The following is a 26,062-nucleotide window of genomic DNA, read 5'->3' as shown; positions in this document are numbered from 1 at the left end:
TCCGGCCTGTCGGGCACATCTCTGCTGACCGCTCTTGATATCAACAGCAGCATTGGCAAAAACGTCTTTCAAGCAACACTGAACGGCCAGATCACCAACGTCTTCAGTTACGCCACTGCAACGGATTCCTTTAATGGTACCGGGTCGCAGTGGGATGTGATCAACAATTTCAACGAAGGCGTCGACAAGCTCGATTTCAGGAAGCTCCTCAACGACAATACGTTCGTCGGCTCGCAGGGCGGCCAAACCGCCTCCAATGCTGGGCTGGGGGAATTCTTCTGGAAGGGACAGCAGCCGGCTAACACGACCAACCTTGGGGCCGCTGGCGCCTTTGCCGTCTGGTATACCACAGACGGTAGCGGAGGGGTGTTCGTTTATGCTGATAGCAATGGTGATGGCATCGCCGATCTGAAAGTGAACGTCGCTGGCGTTTCGACGCTCACCCCAAACGACTTTCTCGGGGTAGACCCCCCAGCCGCATTCACCGTCAAAATCAATCCGATTGAGCCGAGCCAGTCAAACCCCTGGCTGATCAATTCCGCCGATGCAGCTGCCGGGGTCACCGTAACCGGCACAGTCACGCACTTCACGCCGAGCGCACAGCTTACCATCAGCCTAAATGGCCATAACTACACAGCCACGGTTGCCGCGAACGGTACATGGTCCGCCGTTATTCCGGCAAGCGATCTCGCACACGCTTCATTGGCGGACGGGACGTATACTCTTGCCGCCACGGTGAAGGTTGGTAGCTCGACAGCGGCGTCGGATTCCCATTCGGTAACCGTCGATGAGACTCCTCCTAGCGAGACCATCAGCTCGACGATCGGGACCAACACCGGCCTGACCACTACGATCAGCAGCGGCGGTCTGACCAAGGACAACACGCTGGCGCTGTCAGGCACGGTGAGCGATACCAATGGCGTGGCCTCGGTGCACGTGTTCGACGGCAATACGGACCTGGGCGCGGCCACGGTGAACGGCAATACCTGGACGTTCACCACCGCAGCGCTGTCGGACGGAGGGCACAGCTTCACGGCCAAGGCGGTGGACAACGCCGGCAACAGCACAACGACGGCGGCAATCAGCGCGACGGTCGACACCACGGTGCCCACCGAGACCATCAGCTCGACGATCGGGACCAACACCGGCCTGACCACTACGATCAGCAGCGGCGGTCTGACCAAGGACAACACGCTGGCGCTGTCAGGCACGGTGAGCGACACCAATGGCGTGGCCTCGGTGCACGTGTTTGACGGCAATACGGACCTGGGCGCGGCCACGGTGAACGGCAATACCTGGACGTTCACCACCGCAGCGCTGTCGGACGGAGGGCACAGCTTCACGGCCAAGGCGGTGGACAACGCCGGCAACAGCACAACGACGGCGGCAATCAGCGCGACGGTCGACACCACGGTGCCCACCGAGACCATCAGCTCGACGATCGGGACCAACACCGGCCTGACCACTACGATCAGCAGCGGCGGTCTGACCAAGGACAACACGCTGGCGCTGTCAGGCACGGTGAGCGACACCAATGGCGTGGCCTCGGTGCACGTGTTCGACGGCAATACGGACCTGGGCGCGGCCACGGTGAACGGCAATACCTGGACGTTCACCACCGCAGCGCTGTCGGACGGAGGGCACAGCTTCACGGCCAAGGCGGTGGACAACGCCGGCAACAGCACAACGACGGCGGCAATCAGCGCGACGGTCGACACCACGGTGCCCACCGAGACCATCAGTTCGACGATCGGGACCAACACCGGCCTGACCACTACGATCAGCAGCGGCGGTCTGACCAAGGACAACACGCTGGCGCTGTCAGGCACGGTGAGCGATACCAATGGCGTGGCCTCGGTGCACGTGTTCGACGGCAATACGGACCTGGGCGCGGCCACGGTGAACGGCAATACCTGGACGTTCACCACCGCAGCGCTGTCGGACGGAGGGCACAGCTTCACGGCCAAGGCGGTGGACAACGCCGGCAACAGCACAACGACGGCGGCAATCAGCGCGACGGTCGACACCACGGCGCCCACCGAGACCATCAGCTCGACGATCGGGACCAACACCGGCCTGACAACGACGATCAGCAGCGGCGGTCTGACCAAGGACAACACGCTGGCGCTGTCAGGCACGGTGAGCGACACCAATGGCGTGGCCTCGGTGCACGTGTTTGACGGCAATACGGACCTGGGCGCGGCCACGGTGAACGGCAATACTTGGACGTTCACCACCGCAGCGCTGTCGGACGGAGGGCACAGCTTCACGGCCAAGGCGGTGGACAACGCCGGCAACAGCACAACGACGGCGGCAATCGGCGCGACGGTCGACAACACGGCGCCGACCGCCGGCGCGCTGGCCTTTGCCAACCTGACCGACACCGGCAGCAGCGACGCGACGCCGATCACCAAGGACGGCACCTTCGACCTCAGCCTGAGCGGCGACAGCGACGCCAACGGCGTCAGCGTGGCCTATGAGGTTTCCACCGACGGCGGCGCCACCTGGAGCACGACCTCGGCGAACCAGGCCGGTCTGGCCGACGGCACCTACAGCTTCCACGCCATCGTCACCGACCCGGCGGGCAACAGCTCGACCAGCAACGCGATCACGGTCACCGTCGACAACACGGCGCCGACCGCCGGCGCGCTGGCCTTTGCCAACCTGACCGACACCGGCAGCAGCGACGCGACGCCGATCACCAAGGACGGCACCTTCGACCTCAGCCTGAGCGGCGACAGCGACGCCAACGGCGTCAGCGTGGCCTATGAGGTTTCCACCGACGGCGGCGCCACCTGGAGCACGACCTCGGCGAACCAGGCCGGTCTGGCCGACGGCACCTACAGCTTCCACGCCATCGTCACCGACCCGGCGGGCAACAGCTCGACCAGCAACGCGATCACGGTCACCGTCGACAACACGGCGCCGACCGCCGGCGCGCTGGCCTTTGCCAACCTGACCGACACCGGCAGCAGCGACGCGACGCCGATCACCAAGGACGGCACCTTCGACCTCAGCCTGAGCGGCGACAGCGACGCCAACGGCGTCAGCGTGGCCTATGAGGTTTCCACCGACGGCGGCGCCACCTGGAGCACGACCTCGGCGAACCAGGCCGGTCTGGCCGACGGCACCTACAGCTTCCACGCCATCGTCACCGACCCGGCGGGCAACAGCTCGACCAGCAACGCGATCACGGTCACCGTCGACAACACGGCGCCGACCGCCGGCGCGCTGGCCTTTGCCAACCTGACCGACACCGGCAGCAGCGACGCGACGCCGATCACCAAGGACGGCACCTTCGACCTCAGCCTGAGCGGCGACAGCGACGCCAACGGCGTCAGCGTGGCCTATGAGGTTTCCACCGACGGCGGCGCCACCTGGAGCACGACCTCGGCGAACCAGGCCGGTCTGGCCGACGGCACCTACAGCTTCCACGCCATCGTCACCGACCCGGCGGGCAACAGCTCGACCAGCAACGCGATCACGGTCACCGTCGACAACACGGCGCCGACCGCCGGCGCGCTGGCCTTTGCCAACCTGACCGACACCGGCAGCAGCGACGCGACGCCGATCACCAAGGACGGCACCTTCGACCTCAGCCTGAGCGGCGACAGCGACGCCAACGGCGTCAGCGTGGCCTATGAGGTTTCCACCGACGGCGGCGCCACCTGGAGCACGACCTCGGCGAACCAGGCCGGTCTGGCCGACGGCACCTACAGCTTCCACGCCATCGTCACCGACCCGGCGGGCAACAGCTCGACCAGCAACGCGATCACGGTCACCGTCGACAACACGGCGCCGACCGCCGGCGCGCTGGCCTTTGCCAACCTGACCGACACCGGCAGCAGCGACGCGACGCCGATCACCAAGGACGGCACCTTCGACCTCAGCCTGAGCGGCGACAGCGACGCCAACGGCGTCAGCGTGGCCTATGAGGTTTCCACCGACGGCGGCGCCACCTGGAGCACGACCTCGGCGAACCAGGCCGGTCTGGCCGACGGCACCTACAGCTTCCACGCCATCGTCACCGACCCGGCGGGCAACAGCTCGACCAGCAACGCGATCACGGTCACCGTCGACAACACGGCGCCGACCGCCGGCGCGCTGGCCTTTGCCAACCTGACCGACACCGGCAGCAGCGACGCGACGCCGATCACCAAGGACGGCACCTTCGACCTCAGCCTGAGCGGCGACAGCGACGCCAACGGCGTCAGCGTGGCCTATGAGGTTTCCACCGACGGCGGCGCCACCTGGAGCACGACCTCGGCGAACCAGGCCGGTCTGGCCGACGGCACCTACAGCTTCCACGCCATCGTCACCGACCCGGCGGGCAACAGCTCGACCAGCAACGCGATCACGGTCACCGTCGACAACACGGCGCCGACCGCCGGCGCGCTGGCCTTTGCCAACCTGACCGACACCGGCAGCAGCGACGCGACGCCGATCACCAAGGACGGCACCTTCGACCTCAGCCTGAGCGGCGACAGCGACGCCAACGGCGTCAGCGTGGCCTATGAGGTTTCCACCGACGGCGGCGCCACCTGGAGCACGACCTCGGCGAACCAGGCCGGTCTGGCCGACGGCACCTACAGCTTCCACGCCATCGTCACCGACCCGGCGGGCAACAGCTCGACCAGCAACGCGATCACGGTCACCGTCGACAACACGGCGCCGACCGCCGGCGCGCTGGCCTTTGCCAACCTGACCGACACCGGCAGCAGCGACGCGACGCCGATCACCAAGGACGGCACCTTCGACCTCAGCCTGAGCGGCGACAGCGACGCCAACGGCGTCAGCGTGGCCTATGAGGTTTCCACCGACGGCGGCGCCACCTGGAGCACGACCTCGGCGAACCAGGCCGGTCTGGCCGACGGCACCTACAGCTTCCACGCCATCGTCACCGACCCGGCGGGCAACAGCTCGACCAGCAACGCGATCACGGTCACCGTCGACAACACGGCGCCGACCGCCGGCGCGCTGGCCTTTGCCAACCTGACCGACACCGGCAGCAGCGACGCGACGCCGATCACCAAGGACGGCACCTTCGACCTCAGCCTGAGCGGCGACAGCGACGCCAACGGCGTCAGCGTGGCCTATGAGGTTTCCACCGACGGCGGCGCCACCTGGAGCACGACCTCGGCGAACCAGGCCGGTCTGGCCGACGGCACCTACAGCTTCCACGCCATCGTCACCGACCCGGCGGGCAACAGCTCGACCAGCAACGCGATCACGGTCACCGTCGACAACACGGCGCCGACCGCCGGCGCGCTGGCCTTTGCCAACCTGACCGACACCGGCAGCAGCGACGCGACGCCGATCACCAAGGACGGCACCTTCGACCTCAGCCTGAGCGGCGACAGCGACGCCAACGGCGTCAGCGTGGCCTATGAGGTTTCCACCGACGGCGGCGCCACCTGGAGCACGACCTCGGCGAACCAGGCCGGTCTGGCCGACGGCACCTACAGCTTCCACGCCATCGTCACCGACCCGGCGGGCAACAGCTCGACCAGCAACGCGATCACGGTCACCGTCGACAACACGGCGCCGACCGCCGGCGCGCTGGCCTTTGCCAACCTGACCGACACCGGCAGCAGCGACGCGACGCCGATCACCAAGGACGGCACCTTCGACCTCAGCCTGAGCGGCGACAGCGACGCCAACGGCGTCAGCGTGGCCTATGAGGTTTCCACCGACGGCGGCGCCACCTGGAGCACGACCTCGGCGAACCAGGCCGGTCTGGCCGACGGCACCTACAGCTTCCACGCCATCGTCACCGACCCGGCGGGCAACAGCTCGACCAGCAACGCGATCACGGTCACCGTCGACAACACGGCGCCGACCGCCGGCGCGCTGGCCTTTGCCAACCTGACCGACACCGGCAGCAGCGACGCGACGCCGATCACCAAGGACGGCACCTTCGACCTCAGCCTGAGCGGCGACAGCGACGCCAACGGCGTCAGCGTGGCCTATGAGGTTTCCACCGACGGCGGCGCCACCTGGAGCACGACCTCGGCGAACCAGGCCGGTCTGGCCGACGGCACCTACAGCTTCCACGCCATCGTCACCGACCCGGCGGGCAACAGCTCGACCAGCAACGCGATCACGGTCACCGTCGACAACACGGCGCCGACCGCCGGCGCGCTGGCCTTTGCCAACCTGACCGACACCGGCAGCAGCGACGCGACGCCGATCACCAAGGACGGCACCTTCGACCTCAGCCTGAGCGGCGACAGCGACGCCAACGGCGTCAGCGTGGCCTATGAGGTTTCCACCGACGGCGGCGCCACCTGGAGCACGACCTCGGCGAACCAGGCCGGTCTGGCCGACGGCACCTACAGCTTCCACGCCATCGTCACCGACCCGGCGGGCAACAGCTCGACCAGCAACGCGATCACGGTCACCGTCGACAACACGGCGCCGACCGCCGGCGCGCTGGCCTTTGCCAACCTGACCGACACCGGCAGCAGCGACGCGACGCCGATCACCAAGGACGGCACCTTCGACCTCAGCCTGAGCGGCGACAGCGACGCCAACGGCGTCAGCGTGGCCTATGAGGTTTCCACCGACGGCGGCGCCACCTGGAGCACGACCTCGGCGAACCAGGCCGGTCTGGCCGACGGCACCTACAGCTTCCACGCCATCGTCACCGACCCGGCGGGCAACAGCTCGACCAGCAACGCGATCACGGTCACCGTCGACAACACGGCGCCGACCGCCGGCGCGCTGGCCTTTGCCAACCTGACCGACACCGGCAGCAGCGACGCGACGCCGATCACCAAGGACGGCACCTTCGACCTCAGCCTGAGCGGCGACAGCGACGCCAACGGCGTCAGCGTGGCCTATGAGGTTTCCACCGACGGCGGCGCCACCTGGAGCACGACCTCGGCGAACCAGGCCGGTCTGGCCGACGGCACCTACAGCTTCCACGCCATCGTCACCGACCCGGCGGGCAACAGCTCGACCAGCAACGCGATCACGGTCACCGTCGACAACACGGCGCCGACCGCCGGCGCGCTGGCCTTTGCCAACCTGACCGACACCGGCAGCAGCGACGCGACGCCGATCACCAAGGACGGCACCTTCGACCTCAGCCTGAGCGGCGACAGCGACGCCAACGGCGTCAGCGTGGCCTATGAGGTTTCCACCGACGGCGGCGCCACCTGGAGCACGACCTCGGCGAACCAGGCCGGTCTGGCCGACGGCACCTACAGCTTCCACGCCATCGTCACCGACCCGGCGGGCAACAGCTCGACCAGCAACGCGATCACGGTCACCGTCGACAACACGGCGCCGACCGCCGGCGCGCTGGCCTTTGCCAACCTGACCGACACCGGCAGCAGCGACGCGACGCCGATCACCAAGGACGGCACCTTCGACCTCAGCCTGAGCGGCGACAGCGACGCCAACGGCGTCAGCGTGGCCTATGAGGTTTCCACCGACGGCGGCGCCACCTGGAGCACGACCTCGGCGAACCAGGCCGGTCTGGCCGACGGCACCTACAGCTTCCACGCCATCGTCACCGACCCGGCGGGCAACAGCTCGACCAGCAACGCGATCACGGTCACCGTCGACAACACGGCGCCGACCGCCGGCGCGCTGGCCTTTGCCAACCTGACCGACACCGGCAGCAGCGACGCGACGCCGATCACCAAGGACGGCACCTTCGACCTCAGCCTGAGCGGCGACAGCGACGCCAACGGCGTCAGCGTGGCCTATGAGGTTTCCACCGACGGCGGCGCCACCTGGAGCACGACCTCGGCGAACCAGGCCGGTCTGGCCGACGGCACCTACAGCTTCCACGCCATCGTCACCGACCCGGCGGGCAACAGCTCGACCAGCAACGCGATCACGGTCACCGTCGACAACACGGCGCCGACCGCCGGCGCGCTGGCCTTTGCCAACCTGACCGACACCGGCAGCAGCGACGCGACGCCGATCACCAAGGACGGCACCTTCGACCTCAGCCTGAGCGGCGACAGCGACGCCAACGGCGTCAGCGTGGCCTATGAGGTTTCCACCGACGGCGGCGCCACCTGGAGCACGACCTCGGCGAACCAGGCCGGTCTGGCCGACGGCACCTACAGCTTCCACGCCATCGTCACCGACCCGGCGGGCAACAGCTCGACCAGCAACGCGATCACGGTCACCGTCGACAACACGGCGCCGACCGCCGGCGCGCTGGCCTTTGCCAACCTGACCGACACCGGCAGCAGCGACGCGACGCCGATCACCAAGGACGGCACCTTCGACCTCAGCCTGAGCGGCGACAGCGACGCCAACGGCGTCAGCGTGGCCTATGAGGTTTCCACCGACGGCGGCGCCACCTGGAGCACGACCTCGGCGAACCAGGCCGGTCTGGCCGACGGCACCTACAGCTTCCACGCCATCGTCACCGACCCGGCGGGCAACAGCTCGACCAGCAACGCGATCACGGTCACCGTCGACAACACGGCGCCGACCGCCGGCGCGCTGGCCTTTGCCAACCTGACCGACACCGGCAGCAGCGACGCGACGCCGATCACCAAGGACGGCACCTTCGACCTCAGCCTGAGCGGCGACAGCGACGCCAACGGCGTCAGCGTGGCCTATGAGGTTTCCACCGACGGCGGCGCCACCTGGAGCACGACCTCGGCGAACCAGGCCGGTCTGGCCGACGGCACCTACAGCTTCCACGCCATCGTCACCGACCCGGCGGGCAACAGCTCGACCAGCAACGCGATCACGGTCACCGTCGACAACACGGCGCCGACCGCCGGCGCGCTGGCCTTTGCCAACCTGACCGACACCGGCAGCAGCGACGCGACGCCGATCACCAAGGACGGCACCTTCGACCTCAGCCTGAGCGGCGACAGCGACGCCAACGGCGTCAGCGTGGCCTATGAGGTTTCCACCGACGGCGGCGCCACCTGGAGCACGACCTCGGCGAACCAGGCCGGTCTGGCCGACGGCACCTACAGCTTCCACGCCATCGTCACCGACCCGGCGGGCAACAGCTCGACCAGCAACGCGATCACGGTCACCGTCGACAACACGGCGCCGACCGCCGGCGCGCTGGCCTTTGCCAACCTGACCGACACCGGCAGCAGCGACGCGACGCCGATCACCAAGGACGGCACCTTCGACCTCAGCCTGAGCGGCGACAGCGACGCCAACGGCGTCAGCGTGGCCTATGAGGTTTCCACCGACGGCGGCGCCACCTGGAGCACGACCTCGGCGAACCAGGCCGGTCTGGCCGACGGCACCTACAGCTTCCACGCCATCGTCACCGACCCGGCGGGCAACAGCTCGACCAGCAACGCGATCACGGTCACCGTCGACAACACGGCGCCGACCGCCGGCGCGCTGGCCTTTGCCAACCTGACCGACACCGGCAGCAGCGACGCGACGCCGATCACCAAGGACGGCACCTTCGACCTCAGCCTGAGCGGCGACAGCGACGCCAACGGCGTCAGCGTGGCCTATGAGGTTTCCACCGACGGCGGCGCCACCTGGAGCACGACCTCGGCGAACCAGGCCGGTCTGGCCGACGGCACCTACAGCTTCCACGCCATCGTCACCGACCCGGCGGGCAACAGCTCGACCAGCAACGCGATCACGGTCACCGTCGACAACACGGCGCCGACCGCCGGCGCGCTGGCCTTTGCCAACCTGACCGACACCGGCAGCAGCGACGCGACGCCGATCACCAAGGACGGCACCTTCGACCTCAGCCTGAGCGGCGACAGCGACGCCAACGGCGTCAGCGTGGCCTATGAGGTTTCCACCGACGGCGGCGCCACCTGGAGCACGACCTCGGCGAACCAGGCCGGTCTGGCCGACGGCACCTACAGCTTCCACGCCATCGTCACCGACCCGGCGGGCAACAGCTCGACCAGCAACGCGATCACGGTCACCGTCGACAACACGGCGCCGACCGCCGGCGCGCTGGCCTTTGCCAACCTGACCGACACCGGCAGCAGCGACGCGACGCCGATCACCAAGGACGGCACCTTCGACCTCAGCCTGAGCGGCGACAGCGACGCCAACGGCGTCAGCGTGGCCTATGAGGTTTCCACCGACGGCGGCGCCACCTGGAGCACGACCTCGGCGAACCAGGCCGGTCTGGCCGACGGCACCTACAGCTTCCACGCCATCGTCACCGACCCGGCGGGCAACAGCTCGACCAGCAACGCGATCACGGTCACCGTCGACAACACGGCGCCGACCGCCGGCGCGCTGGCCTTTGCCAACCTGACCGACACCGGCAGCAGCGACGCGACGCCGATCACCAAGGACGGCACCTTCGACCTCAGCCTGAGCGGCGACAGCGACGCCAACGGCGTCAGCGTGGCCTATGAGGTTTCCACCGACGGCGGCGCCACCTGGAGCACGACCTCGGCGAACCAGGCCGGTCTGGCCGACGGCACCTACAGCTTCCACGCCATCGTCACCGACCCGGCGGGCAACAGCTCGACCAGCAACGCGATCACGGTCACCGTCGACAACACGGCGCCGACCGCCGGCGCGCTGGCCTTTGCCAACCTGACCGACACCGGCAGCAGCGACGCGACGCCGATCACCAAGGACGGCACCTTCGACCTCAGCCTGAGCGGCGACAGCGACGCCAACGGCGTCAGCGTGGCCTATGAGGTTTCCACCGACGGCGGCGCCACCTGGAGCACGACCTCGGCGAACCAGGCCGGTCTGGCCGACGGCACCTACAGCTTCCACGCCATCGTCACCGACCCGGCGGGCAACAGCTCGACCAGCAACGCGATCACGGTCACCGTCGACAACACGGCGCCGACCGCCGGCGCGCTGGCCTTTGCCAACCTGACCGACACCGGCAGCAGCGACGCGACGCCGATCACCAAGGACGGCACCTTCGACCTCAGCCTGAGCGGCGACAGCGACGCCAACGGCGTCAGCGTGGCCTATGAGGTTTCCACCGACGGCGGCGCCACCTGGAGCACGACCTCGGCGAACCAGGCCGGTCTGGCCGACGGCACCTACAGCTTCCACGCCATCGTCACCGACCCGGCGGGCAACAGCTCGACCAGCAACGCGATCACGGTCACCGTCGACAACACGGCGCCGACCGCCGGCGCGCTGGCCTTTGCCAACCTGACCGACACCGGCAGCAGCGACGCGACGCCGATCACCAAGGACGGCACCTTCGACCTCAGCCTGAGCGGCGACAGCGACGCCAACGGCGTCAGCGTGGCCTATGAGGTTTCCACCGACGGCGGCGCCACCTGGAGCACGACCTCGGCGAACCAGGCCGGTCTGGCCGACGGCACCTACAGCTTCCACGCCATCGTCACCGACCCGGCGGGCAACAGCTCGACCAGCAACGCGATCACGGTCACCGTCGACAACACGGCGCCGACCGCCGGCGCGCTGGCCTTTGCCAACCTGACCGACACCGGCAGCAGCGACGCGACGCCGATCACCAAGGACGGCACCTTCGACCTCAGCCTGAGCGGCGACAGCGACGCCAACGGCGTCAGCGTGGCCTATGAGGTTTCCACCGACGGCGGCGCCACCTGGAGCACGACCTCGGCGAACCAGGCCGGTCTGGCCGACGGCACCTACAGCTTCCACGCCATCGTCACCGACCCGGCGGGCAACAGCTCGACCAGCAACGCGATCACGGTCACCGTCGACAACACGGCGCCGACCGCCGGCGCGCTGGCCTTTGCCAACCTGACCGACACCGGCAGCAGCGACGCGACGCCGATCACCAAGGACGGCACCTTCGACCTCAGCCTGAGCGGCGACAGCGACGCCAACGGCGTCAGCGTGGCCTATGAGGTTTCCACCGACGGCGGCGCCACCTGGAGCACGACCTCGGCGAACCAGGCCGGTCTGGCCGACGGCACCTACAGCTTCCACGCCATCGTCACCGACCCGGCGGGCAACAGCTCGACCAGCAACGCGATCACGGTCACCGTCGACAACACGGCGCCGACCGCCGGCGCGCTGGCCTTTGCCAACCTGACCGACACCGGCAGCAGCGACGCGACGCCGATCACCAAGGACGGCACCTTCGACCTCAGCCTGAGCGGCGACAGCGACGCCAACGGCGTCAGCGTGGCCTATGAGGTTTCCACCGACGGCGGCGCCACCTGGAGCACGACCTCGGCGAACCAGGCCGGTCTGGCCGACGGCACCTACAGCTTCCACGCCATCGTCACCGACCCGGCGGGCAACAGCTCGACCAGCAACGCGATCACGGTCACCGTCGACAACACGGCGCCGACCGCCGGCGCGCTGGCCTTTGCCAACCTGACCGACACCGGCAGCAGCGACGCGACGCCGATCACCAAGGACGGCACCTTCGACCTCAGCCTGAGCGGCGACAGCGACGCCAACGGCGTCAGCGTGGCCTATGAGGTTTCCACCGACGGCGGCGCCACCTGGAGCACGACCTCGGCGAACCAGGCCGGTCTGGCCGACGGCACCTACAGCTTCCACGCCATCGTCACCGACCCGGCGGGCAACAGCTCGACCAGCAACGCGATCACGGTCACCGTCGACAACACGGCGCCGACCGCCGGCGCGCTGGCCTTTGCCAACCTGACCGACACCGGCAGCAGCGACGCGACGCCGATCACCAAGGACGGCACCTTCGACCTCAGCCTGAGCGGCGACAGCGACGCCAACGGCGTCAGCGTGGCCTATGAGGTTTCCACCGACGGCGGCGCCACCTGGAGCACGACCTCGGCGAACCAGGCCGGTCTGGCCGACGGCACCTACAGCTTCCACGCCATCGTCACCGACCCGGCGGGCAACAGCTCGACCAGCAACGCGATCACGGTCACCGTCGACAACACGGCGCCGACCGCCGGCGCGCTGGCCTTTGCCAACCTGACCGACACCGGCAGCAGCGACGCGACGCCGATCACCAAGGACGGCACCTTCGACCTCAGCCTGAGCGGCGACAGCGACGCCAACGGCGTCAGCGTGGCCTATGAGGTTTCCACCGACGGCGGCGCCACCTGGAGCACGACCTCGGCGAACCAGGCCGGTCTGGCCGACGGCACCTACAGCTTCCACGCCATCGTCACCGACCCGGCGGGCAACAGCTCGACCAGCAACGCGATCACGGTCACCGTCGACAACACGGCGCCGACCGCCGGCGCGCTGGCCTTTGCCAACCTGACCGACACCGGCAGCAGCGACGCGACGCCGATCACCAAGGACGGCACCTTCGACCTCAGCCTGAGCGGCGACAGCGACGCCAACGGCGTCAGCGTGGCCTATGAGGTTTCCACCGACGGCGGCGCCACCTGGAGCACGACCTCGGCGAACCAGGCCGGTCTGGCCGACGGCACCTACAGCTTCCACGCCATCGTCACCGACCCGGCGGGCAACAGCTCGACCAGCAACGCGATCACGGTCACCGTCGACAACACGGCGCCGACCGCCGGCGCGCTGGCCTTTGCCAACCTGACCGACACCGGCAGCAGCGACGCGACGCCGATCACCAAGGACGGCACCTTCGACCTCAGCCTGAGCGGCGACAGCGACGCCAACGGCGTCAGCGTGGCCTATGAGGTTTCCACCGACGGCGGCGCCACCTGGAGCACGACCTCGGCGAACCAGGCCGGTCTGGCCGACGGCACCTACAGCTTCCACGCCATCGTCACCGACCCGGCGGGCAACAGCTCGACCAGCAACGCGATCACGGTCACCGTCGACAACACGGCGCCGACCGCCGGCGCGCTGGCCTTTGCCAACCTGACCGACACCGGCAGCAGCGACGCGACGCCGATCACCAAGGACGGCACCTTCGACCTCAGCCTGAGCGGCGACAGCGACGCCAACGGCGTCAGCGTGGCCTATGAGGTTTCCACCGACGGCGGCGCCACCTGGAGCACGACCTCGGCGAACCAGGCCGGTCTGGCCGACGGCACCTACAGCTTCCACGCCATCGTCACCGACCCGGCGGGCAACAGCTCGACCAGCAACGCGATCACGGTCACCGTCGACAACACGGCGCCGACCGCCGGCGCGCTGGCCTTTGCCAACCTGACCGACACCGGCAGCAGCGACGCGACGCCGATCACCAAGGACGGCACCTTCGACCTCAGCCTGAGCGGCGACAGCGACGCCAACGGCGTCAGCGTGGCCTATGAGGTTTCCACCGACGGCGGCGCCACCTGGAGCACGACCTCGGCGAACCAGGCCGGTCTGGCCGACGGCACCTACAGCTTCCACGCCATCGTCACCGACCCGGCGGGCAACAGCTCGACCAGCAACGCGATCACGGTCACCGTCGACAACACGGCGCCGACCGCCGGCGCGCTGGCCTTTGCCAACCTGACCGACACCGGCAGCAGCGACGCGACGCCGATCACCAAGGACGGCACCTTCGACCTCAGCCTGAGCGGCGACAGCGACGCCAACGGCGTCAGCGTGGCCTATGAGGTTTCCACCGACGGCGGCGCCACCTGGAGCACGACCTCGGCGAACCAGGCCGGTCTGGCCGACGGCACCTACAGCTTCCACGCCATCGTCACCGACCCGGCGGGCAACAGCTCGACCAGCAACGCGATCACGGTCACCGTCGACAACACGGCGCCGACCGCCGGCGCGCTGGCCTTTGCCAACCTGACCGACACCGGCAGCAGCGACGCGACGCCGATCACCAAGGACGGCACCTTCGACCTCAGCCTGAGCGGCGACAGCGACGCCAACGGCGTCAGCGTGGCCTATGAGGTTTCCACCGACGGCGGCGCCACCTGGAGCACGACCTCGGCGAACCAGGCCGGTCTGGCCGACGGCACCTACAGCTTCCACGCCATCGTCACCGACCCGGCGGGCAACAGCTCGACCAGCAACGCGATCACGGTCACCGTCGACAACACGGCGCCGACCGCCGGCGCGCTGGCCTTTGCCAACCTGACCGACACCGGCAGCAGCGACGCGACGCCGATCACCAAGGACGGCACCTTCGACCTCAGCCTGAGCGGCGACAGCGACGCCAACGGCGTCAGCGTGGCCTATGAGGTTTCCACCGACGGCGGCGCCACCTGGAGCACGACCTCGGCGAACCAGGCCGGTCTGGCCGACGGCACCTACAGCTTCCACGCCATCGTCACCGACCCGGCGGGCAACAGCTCGACCAGCAACGCGATCACGGTCACCGTCGACAACACGGCGCCGACCGCCGGCGCGCTGGCCTTTGCCAACCTGACCGACACCGGCAGCAGCGACGCGACGCCGATCACCAAGGACGGCACCTTCGACCTCAGCCTGAGCGGCGACAGCGACGCCAACGGCGTCAGCGTGGCCTATGAGGTTTCCACCGACGGCGGCGCCACCTGGAGCACGACCTCGGCGAACCAGGCCGGTCTGGCCGACGGCACCTACAGCTTCCACGCCATCGTCACCGACCCGGCGGGCAACAGCTCGACCAGCAACGCGATCACGGTCACCGTCGACAACACGGCGCCGACCGCCGGCGCGCTGGCCTTTGCCAACCTGACCGACACCGGCAGCAGCGACGCGACGCCGATCACCAAGGACGGCACCTTCGACCTCAGCCTGAGCGGCGACAGCGACGCCAACGGCGTCAGCGTGGCCTATGAGGTTTCCACCGACGGCGGCGCCACCTGGAGCACGACCTCGGCGAACCAGGCCGGTCTGGCCGACGGCACCTACAGCTTCCACGCCATCGTCACCGACCCGGCGGGCAACAGCTCGACCAGCAACGCGATCACGGTCACCGTCGACAACACGGCGCCGACCGCCGGCGCGCTGGCCTTTGCCAACCTGACCGACACCGGCAGCAGCGACGCGACGCCGATCACCAAGGACGGCACCTTCGACCTCAGCCTGAGCGGCGACAGCGACGCCAACGGCGTCAGCGTGGCCTATGAGGTTTCCACCGACGGCGGCGCCACCTGGAGCACGACCTCGGCGAACCAGGCCGGTCTGGCCGACGGCACCTACAGCTTCCACGCCATCGTCACCGACCCGGCGGGCAACAGCTCGACCAGCAACGCGATCACGGTCACCGTCGACAACACGGCGCCGACCGCCGGCGCGCTGGCCTTTGCCAACCTGACCGACACCGGCAGCAGCGACGCGACGCCGATCACCAAGGACGGCACCTTCGACCTCAGCCTGAGCGGCGACAGCGACGCCAACGGCGTCAGCGTGGCCTATGAGGTTTCCACCGACGGCGGCGCCACCTGGAGCACGACCTCGGCGAACCAGGCCGGTCTGGCCGACGGCACCTACAGCTTCCACGCCATCGTCACCGACCCGGCGGGCAACAGCTCGACCAGCAACGCGATCACGGTCACCGTCGACAACACGGCGCCGACCGCCGGCGCGCTGGCCTTTGCCAACCTGACCGACACCGGCAGCAGCGACGCGACGCCGATCACCAAGGACGGCACCTTCGACCTCAGCCTGAGCGGCGACAGCGACGCCAACGGCGTCAGCGTGGCCTATGAGGTTTCCACCGACGGCGGCGCCACCTGGAGCACGACCTCGGCGAACCAGGCCGGTCTGGCCGACGGCACCTACAGCTTCCACGCCATCGTCACCGACCCGGCGGGCAACAGCTCGACCAGCAACGCGATCACGGTCACCGTCGACAACACGGCGCCGACCGCCGGCGCGCTGGCCTTTGCCAACCTGACCGACACCGGCAGCAGCGACGCGACGCCGATCACCAAGGACGGCACCTTCGACCTCAGCCTGAGCGGCGACAGCGACGCCAACGGCGTCAGCGTGGCCTATGAGGTTTCCACCGACGGCGGCGCCACCTGGAGCACGACCTCGGCGAACCAGGCCGGTCTGGCCGACGGCACCTACAGCTTCCACGCCATCGTCACCGACCCGGCGGGCAACAGCTCGACCAGCAACGCGATCACGGTCACCGTCGACAACACGGCGCCGACCGCCGGCGCGCTGGCCTTTGCCAACCTGACCGACACCGGCAGCAGCGACGCGACGCCGATCACCAAGGACGGCACCTTCGACCTCAGCCTGAGCGGCGACAGCGACGCCAACGGCGTCAGCGTGGCCTATGAGGTTTCCACCGACGGCGGCGCCACCTGGAGCACGACCTCGGCGAACCAGGCCGGTCTGGCCGACGGCACCTACAGCTTCCACGCCATCGTCACCGACCCGGCGGGCAACAGCTCGACCAGCAACGCGATCACGGTCACCGTCGACAACACGGCGCCGACCGCCGGCGCGCTGGCCTTTGCCAACCTGACCGACACCGGCAGCAGCGACGCGACGCCGATCACCAAGGACGGCACCTTCGACCTCAGCCTGAGCGGCGACAGCGACGCCAACGGCGTCAGCGTGGCCTATGAGGTTTCCACCGACGGCGGCGCCACCTGGAGCACGACCTCGGCGAACCAGGCCGGTCTGGCCGACGGCACCTACAGCTTCCACGCCATCGTCACCGACCCGGCGGGCAACAGCTCGACCAGCAACGCGATCACGGTCACCGTCGACAACACGGCGCCGACCGCCGGCGCGCTGGCCTTTGCCAACCTGACCGACACCGGCAGCAGCGACGCGACGCCGATCACCAAGGACGGCACCTTCGACCTCAGCCTGAGCGGCGACAGCGACGCCAACGGCGTCAGCGTGGCCTATGAGGTTTCCACCGACGGCGGCGCCACCTGGAGCACGACCTCGGCGAACCAGGCCGGTCTGGCCGACGGCACCTACAGCTTCCACGCCATCGTCACCGACCCGGCGGGCAACAGCTCGACCAGCAACGCGATCACGGTCACCGTCGACAACACGGCGCCGACCGCCGGCGCGCTGGCCTTTGCCAACCTGACCGACACCGGCAGCAGCGACGCGACGCCGATCACCAAGGACGGCACCTTCGACCTCAGCCTGAGCGGCGACAGCGACGCCAACGGCGTCAGCGTGGCCTATGAGGTTTCCACCGACGGCGGCGCCACCTGGAGCACGACCTCGGCGAACCAGGCCGGTCTGGCCGACGGCACCTACAGCTTCCACGCCATCGTCACCGACCCGGCGGGCAACAGCTCGACCAGCAACGCGATCACGGTCACCGTCGACAACACGGCGCCGACCGCCGGCGCGCTGGCCTTTGCCAACCTGACCGACACCGGCAGCAGCGACGCGACGCCGATCACCAAGGACGGCACCTTCGACCTCAGCCTGAGCGGCGACAGCGACGCCAACGGCGTCAGCGTGGCCTATGAGGTTTCCACCGACGGCGGCGCCACCTGGAGCACGACCTCGGCGAACCAGGCCGGTCTGGCCGACGGCACCTACAGCTTCCACGCCATCGTCACCGACCCGGCGGGCAACAGCTCGACCAGCAACGCGATCACGGTCACCGTCGACAACACGGCGCCGACCGCCGGCGCGCTGGCCTTTGCCAACCTGACCGACACCGGCAGCAGCGACGCGACGCCGATCACCAAGGACGGCACCTTCGACCTCAGCCTGAGCGGCGACAGCGACGCCAACGGCGTCAGCGTGGCCTATGAGGTTTCCACCGACGGCGGCGCCACCTGGAGCACGACCTCGGCGAACCAGGCCGGTCTGGCCGACGGCACCTACAGCTTCCACGCCATCGTCACCGACCCGGCGGGCAACAGCTCGACCAGCAACGCGATCACGGTCACCGTCGACAACACGGCGCCGACCGCCGGCGCGCTGGCCTTTGCCAACCTGACCGACACCGGCAGCAGCGACGCGACGCCGATCACCAAGGACGGCACCTTCGACCTCAGCCTGAGCGGCGACAGCGACGCCAACGGCGTCAGCGTGGCCTATGAGGTTTCCACCGACGGCGGCGCCACCTGGAGCACGACCTCGGCGAACCAGGCCGGTCTGGCCGACGGCACCTACAGCTTCCACGCCATCGTCACCGACCCGGCGGGCAACAGCTCGACCAGCAACGCGATCACGGTCACCGTCGACAACACGGCGCCGACCGCCGGCGCGCTGGCCTTTGCCAACCTGACCGACACCGGCAGCAGCGACGCGACGCCGATCACCAAGGACGGCACCTTCGACCTCAGCCTGAGCGGCGACAGCGACGCCAACGGCGTCAGCGTGGCCTATGAGGTTTCCACCGACGGCGGCGCCACCTGGAGCACGACCTCGGCGAACCAGGCCGGTCTGGCCGACGGCACCTACAGCTTCCACGCCATCGTCACCGACCCGGCGGGCAACAGCTCGACCAGCAACGCGATCACGGTCACCGTCGACAACACGGCGCCGACCGCCGGCGCGCTGGCCTTTGCCAACCTGACCGACACCGGCAGCAGCGACGCGACGCCGATCACCAAGGACGGCACCTTCGACCTCAGCCTGAGCGGCGACAGCGACGCCAACGGCGTCAGCGTGGCCTATGAGGTTTCCACCGACGGCGGCGCCACCTGGAGCACGACCTCGGCGAACCAGGCCGGTCTGGCCGACGGCACCTACAGCTTCCACGCCATCGTCACCGACCCGGCGGGCAACAGCTCGACCAGCAACGCGATCACGGTCACCGTCGACAACACGGCGCCGACCGCCGGCGCGCTGGCCTTTGCCAACCTGACCGACACCGGCAGCAGCGACGCGACGCCGATCACCAAGGACGGCACCTTCGACCTCAGCCTGAGCGGCGACAGCGACGCCAACGGCGTCAGCGTGGCCTATGAGGTTTCCACCGACGGCGGCGCCACCTGGAGCACGACCTCGGCGAACCAGGCCGGTCTGGCCGACGGCACCTACAGCTTCCACGCCATCGTCACCGACCCGGCGGGCAACAGCTCGACCAGCAACGCGATCACGGTCACCGTCGACAACACGGCGCCGACCGCCGGCGCGCTGGCCTTTGCCAACCTGACCGACACCGGCAGCAGCGACGCGACGCCGATCACCAAGGACGGCACCTTCGACCTCAGCCTGAGCGGCGACAGCGACGCCAACGGCGTCAGCGTGGCCTATGAGGTTTCCACCGACGGCGGCGCCACCTGGAGCACGACCTCGGCGAACCAGGCCGGTCTGGCCGACGGCACCTACAGCTTCCACGCCATCGTCACCGACCCGGCGGGCAACAGCTCGACCAGCAACGCGATCACGGTCACCGTCGACAACACGGCGCCGACCGCCGGCGCGCTGGCCTTTGCCAACCTGACCGACACCGGCAGCAGCGACGCGACGCCGATCACCAAGGACGGCACCTTCGACCTCAGCCTGAGCGGCGACAGCGACGCCAACGGCGTCAGCGTGGCCTATGAGGTTTCCACCGACGGCGGCGCCACCTGGAGCACGACCTCGGCGAACCAGGCCGGTCTGGCCGACGGCACCTACAGCTTCCACGCCATCGTCACCGACCCGGCGGGCAACAGCTCGACCAGCAACGCGATCACGGTCACCGTCGACAACACGGCGCCGACCGCCGGCGCGCTGGCCTTTGCCAACCTGACCGACACCGGCAGCAGCGACGCGACGCCGATCACCAAGGACGGCACCTTCGACCTCAGCCTGAGCGGCGACAGCGACGCCAACGGCGTCAGCGTGGCCTATGAGGTTTCCACCGACGGCGGCGCCACCTGGAGCACGACCTCGGCGAACCAGGCCGGTCTGGCCGACGGCACCTACAGCTTCCACGCCATCGTCACCGACCCGGCGGGCAACAGCTCGACCAGCAACGCGATCACGGTCACCGTCGACAACACGGCGCCGACCGCCGGCGCGCTGGCCTTTGCCAACCTGACCGACACCGGCAGCAGCGACGCGACGCCGATCACCAAGGACGGCACCTTCGACCTCAGCCTGAGCGGCGACAGCGACGCCAACGGCGTCAGCGTGGCCTATGAGGTTTCCACCGACGGCGGCGCCACCTGGAGCACGACCTCGGCGAACCAGGCCGGTCTGGCCGACGGCACCTACAGCTTCCACGCCATCGTCACCGACCCGGCGGGCAACAGCTCGACCAGCAACGCGATCACGGTCACCGTCGACAACACGGCGCCGACCGCCGGCGCGCTGGCCTTTGCCAACCTGACCGACACCGGCAGCAGCGACGCGACGCCGATCACCAAGGACGGCACCTTCGACCTCAGCCTGAGCGGCGACAGCGACGCCAACGGCGTCAGCGTGGCCTATGAGGTTTCCACCGACGGCGGCGCCACCTGGAGCACGACCTCGGCGAACCAGGCCGGTCTGGCCGACGGCACCTACAGCTTCCACGCCATCGTCACCGACCCGGCGGGCAACAGCTCGACCAGCAACGCGATCACGGTCACCGTCGACAACACGGCGCCGACCGCCGGCGCGCTGGCCTTTGCCAACCTGACCGACACCGGCAGCAGCGACGCGACGCCGATCACCAAGGACGGCACCTTCGACCTCAGCCTGAGCGGCGACAGCGACGCCAACGGCGTCAGCGTGGCCTATGAGGTTTCCACCGACGGCGGCGCCACCTGGAGCACGACCTCGGCGAACCAGGCCGGTCTGGCCGACGGCACCTACAGCTTCCACGCCATCGTCACCGACCCGGCGGGCAACAGCTCGACCAGCAACGCGATCACGGTCACCGTCGACAACACGGCGCCGACCGCCGGCGCGCTGGCCTTTGCCAACCTGACCGACACCGGCAGCAGCGACGCGACGCCGATCACCAAGGACGGCACCTTCGACCTCAGCCTGAGCGGCGACAGCGACGCCAACGGCGTCAGCGTGGCCTATGAGGTTTCCACCGACGGCGGCGCCACCTGGAGCACGACCTCGGCGAACCAGGCCGGTCTGGCCGACGGCACCTACAGCTTCCACGCCATCGTCACCGACCCGGCGGGCAACAGCTCGACCAGCAACGCGATCACGGTCACCGTCGACAACACGGCGCCGACCGCCGGCGCGCTGGCCTTTGCCAACCTGACCGACACCGGCAGCAGCGACGCGACGCCGATCACCAAGGACGGCACCTTCGACCTCAGCCTGAGCGGCGACAGCGACGCCAACGGCGTCAGCGTGGCCTATGAGGTTTCCACCGACGGCGGCGCCACCTGGAGCACGACCTCGGCGAACCAGGCCGGTCTGGCCGACGGCACCTACAGCTTCCACGCCATCGTCACCGACCCGGCGGGCAACAGCTCGACCAGCAACGCGATCACGGTCACCGTCGACAACACGGCGCCGACCGCCGGCGCGCTGGCCTTTGCCAACCTGACCGACACCGGCAGCAGCGACGCGACGCCGATCACCAAGGACGGCACCTTCGACCTCAGCCTGAGCGGCGACAGCGACGCCAACGGCGTCAGCGTGGCCTATGAGGTTTCCACCGACGGCGGCGCCACCTGGAGCACGACCTCGGCGAACCAGGCCGGTCTGGCCGACGGCACCTACAGCTTCCACGCCATCGTCACCGACCCGGCGGGCAACAGCTCGACCAGCAACGCGATCACGGTCACCGTCGACAACACGGCGCCGACCGCGGCTGCGACGGTGACGGCGCTGAGCGCCGATACCGGCAGCTCCTCGAGCGACTTCATCACCAGCACGGCCTCGCAGACGGTGAGCGGCACCTATACCGGCACGCTGGGTACGGGCGAGACGATCCAGGTCAGCGCCGACGGCGGCACGACCTGGGTGACGGCGAGCGCCAGTGGCGGGACCTTCTCGGCCTCCGGCGTGACGCTGTCGTCCGGCACCAACACCTTGTCGGTGCGCACGATCGACCAGGCGGGCAACACCACCGCCGGCACCGGCCATAGCTATACGCTGGATCAGACCGCGCCGGCCGCGGCTGCGACGGTGACGGCGCTGAGCGCCGATACCGGCAGCTCCTCGAGCGACTTCATCACCAGCACGGCCTCGCAGACGGTGAGCGGCACCTATGCCGGCACGCTGGGTACGGGCGAGACGATCCAGGTCAGCGCCAACGGCGGCGCGACCTGGGTGACGGCGACGGCGAGTGCCGGGACCTTCTCGGCCTCCGGCGTGACGCTGTCGTCCGGCACCAACACCTTGTCGGTGCGCACGATCGACCAGGCGGGCAACACCACCGCCGGCACCGGCCATAGCTATACGCTGGATCAGACCGCGCCGGCCGCGGCTGCGACGGTGACGGCGCTGAGCGCCGATACCGGCAGCTCCTCGAGCGACTTCATTACCAGCACGGCCTCGCAGACGGTGAGCGGCACCTATGCCGGCACGCTGGGTACGGGCGAGACGATCCAGGTCAGCGCCAACGGCGGCGCGACCTGGGTGACGGCGACGGCGAGTGCCGGGACCTTCTCGGCCTCCGGCGTGACGCTGTCGTCCGGCACCAACACCTTGTCGGTGCGCACGATCGACCAGGCGGGCAACACCACCGCCGGCACCGGCCACGCCTACACGCTCGACCAGACCGCGCCGACCGCGGCAGCAACGGTGACGGCGCTGAGCGCCGACACCGGCAGCTCGGGGACCGACTTCATCACCAGCACGGCCTCGCAGACGGTGAGCGGCACCTATGCCGGCACGCTGGGTACGGGCGAGACGATCCAGGTCAGCGCCGACGGCGGCACGACCTGGGTGACGGCGAGCGCCAGTGGCGGGACCTTCTCGGCCTCCGGCGTGACGCTGTTGTCCGGGCCAAACACCTTGTTGTCGGTACGGACGATCGACCAGGCCGGCAACACCACCGCCGGCACCGGTCATGGCTATGGGCTCGACCAGACCGCGCCGAGCGCCGTTGCGATTGTGACGGCGCTGAGCGCCGATACCGGCAGCTCGGGAAGCGACTTCATCACCAGCACGGCATCGCAGACGGTGAGCGGCACCTATACCGGCACGCTTGCGGGCGACACGATCCAGGTCAGCGCCGACGGCGGCACGACCTGGGTGACGGCGAGCGCCAGTGGCGGGACCTTCTCGGCCTCCGGCGTGACGCTGTCGTCCGGCACCAACACCTTGTCGGTGCGCACGATCGACTTGGCGGGCAACACGACCGCTGGTACCGGCCACGCCTACACGCTCGACCAGACGGCGCCGACGGTCAACAGCGAAGTGATCACCAGCGCGACGGGGATCCAGAATAGCTATCTGAACGCCGGCGACGTGGTAAGCGTGACGGTGGCCCTCAGCGAGAGTGTGACGATCTCAGGTACGCCGCAGCTGGCGCTCAACATCGGTGGTACCACGGTGCAGGCCAACTACTCCTCGGGCAGCGGCAGCAACTCGCTGGTGTTCACCTACACCATCCAGTCGAGCCAGACCGATACCAACGGCATCAGTATCGGTGCCAACGCGCTGAGCCTGAACGGCGGCACGATCAAGGATGCCGCAGGCAACAGCGCGACATTGACGGCCAACTCGGTGACCGACAACGCCAGCTACAAGGTCGACACCACCGCGCCAAGCGTCGCAAAGACGAGCTACAGCAACGGTACCAAGACCTTGGGAGGCACTTACAGTGACTCTGGATCTGGCGTAACTTCGATTACTATTTCAGACAGTGACCATTCAGCGGCTAACGGTACTGCAACACTTAACGGTGGAAATTGGAGTTACACTAATTCGAACTTGGCGAATAATGACCATTTGACAATTGTCGCCACCGATGCTGCGGGGAACCAAACCACCATTACAACTCAGGCTCCCGCAGGCACATCTGGAGACCCTATCTATTTGGGATTGACGAACCCAACAGAAAATTATGAATCAATCGCGGTAACCGTTTCAGGGGTGCCAATTGGTTGGACTCTCAACGGAGCTGTTCACAACGCGGATGGGTCCTGGTCAATCGCCACCATCGATGTCGGCTCTCTAAGCGTCACCACGCCCGCCGACTACGTCGGAGCTACGGTGGTCAATGTGACCGAGACGTGGACCAACACGGACGGTACAACAGGTACGATGATCGTCGCGAATAATGTCGAGGCCTATACGCCGGGTTCGCCGATCTTCGCCTGGTCTGGTGACGACGTGCTGACCGGCTCTCTCGGCAACGACCTCTTCGTCTTCTCGCAACCGATCGGCAACGACACGGTGCATAGCTTCGACACCGTCGCGGATAAAATTGACCTGATTGGCTATTCCGGCTTCCAGAGCTTCGCCGACGTCCAAGCTCACATGGTCGACGACGGCAGCGGCAATGCTGTGATCACGCTTGCCGACGGACAGTCGATCACGCTCGACGGCGTCCACTCGAGCGCGCTCACAGACAGCAATTTCGTCTTCGACCAGACGCCGGTGGTCAATAACGCCGGCACTATGTCGATCGGCGACGGCGCCATGCTGCCGCTGAGCGGCACGATCAACAACACCGGCCTCATCTCGCTCGACTCCGCGGGCAGCGACACGCTACTGCAGATCATCCAGCACGGCATCACCCTGCAGGGCGGCGGGCAGGTCGTCCTGTCCGATAGCGACTGGAACGTTATCTCCGGCACGAGCGCGGACGTCACCCTGACCAACGTTGACAACACCATCTCCGGCGCCGGCCAACTGGGCGGCGGCCTACTGGGCGGCGGCCTGTTGTCCCTGAACAACCAGGGGACGATCGTCGCCACCGGCACCCACGCCCTGGTCATCAACGCTGGCGCCAACACCACCGTCAACTCGGGGACGCTGGAGGCGACGGGCTCTGGAGGCCTGACGATCACCGGGACGCTCGCCAATTCCGGGTTGCTCTGGGCCAATGGCGGCAACATCACGATCAACGGCCAGGTCACCGGGACGGGGGACGCCACGATCGGCAATTTGTCGAAGCTGGAGTTCGGCGCAGCCTCGTCGACGGATGTGACCTTCGCGCAGAATGCGGCCGGCACGCTGCAGCTGGACGATTCGTTCGACTTCAGCGGCAGGATCGGCGGGATGACCAACGACGACAAGATCGACCTCGGCGATATCCTGTTCGGCGCGGGAACATCGGCTGCCTATCAGGTAGATTCGACCGGCACTGGAGGAACGTTGACCGTGACCGATGGCACTCACAATGCCACGCTCCACCTCCTGGGCATCTTCGATGAACACAGCTTCACGCTTGTCGACGACGGGGCCGGTAGGACGGTAGTTCAATATGGTCTGACGGCGAGTGGTCTCGGGGCGTGAACGTTGAGGGTGAGCCGCAGGCACCACGCGG

1 protein-coding gene is annotated in these 26,062 nt (G+C 68.4%); it reads left to right on the top strand.

The window, feature by feature from the left end; genetic code table 11:
* Positions 1 to 156: 156 nt before the first annotated feature.
* Positions 157 to 26,031 (top strand): Ig-like domain-containing protein, encoded by a 25,875-nt coding sequence (locus ACVDG8_RS25395; RefSeq protein ID WP_455707265.1) that lies wholly within the window; start codon positions 157 to 159, stop codon positions 26,029 to 26,031.
* Positions 26,032 to 26,062: the final 31 nt, after the last annotated feature.

The sequence above is a fragment of the Mesorhizobium sp. ORM8.1 genome, assembly GCF_053005525.2.
This window is presented reverse-complemented; position numbering and strand designations above follow the sequence as displayed.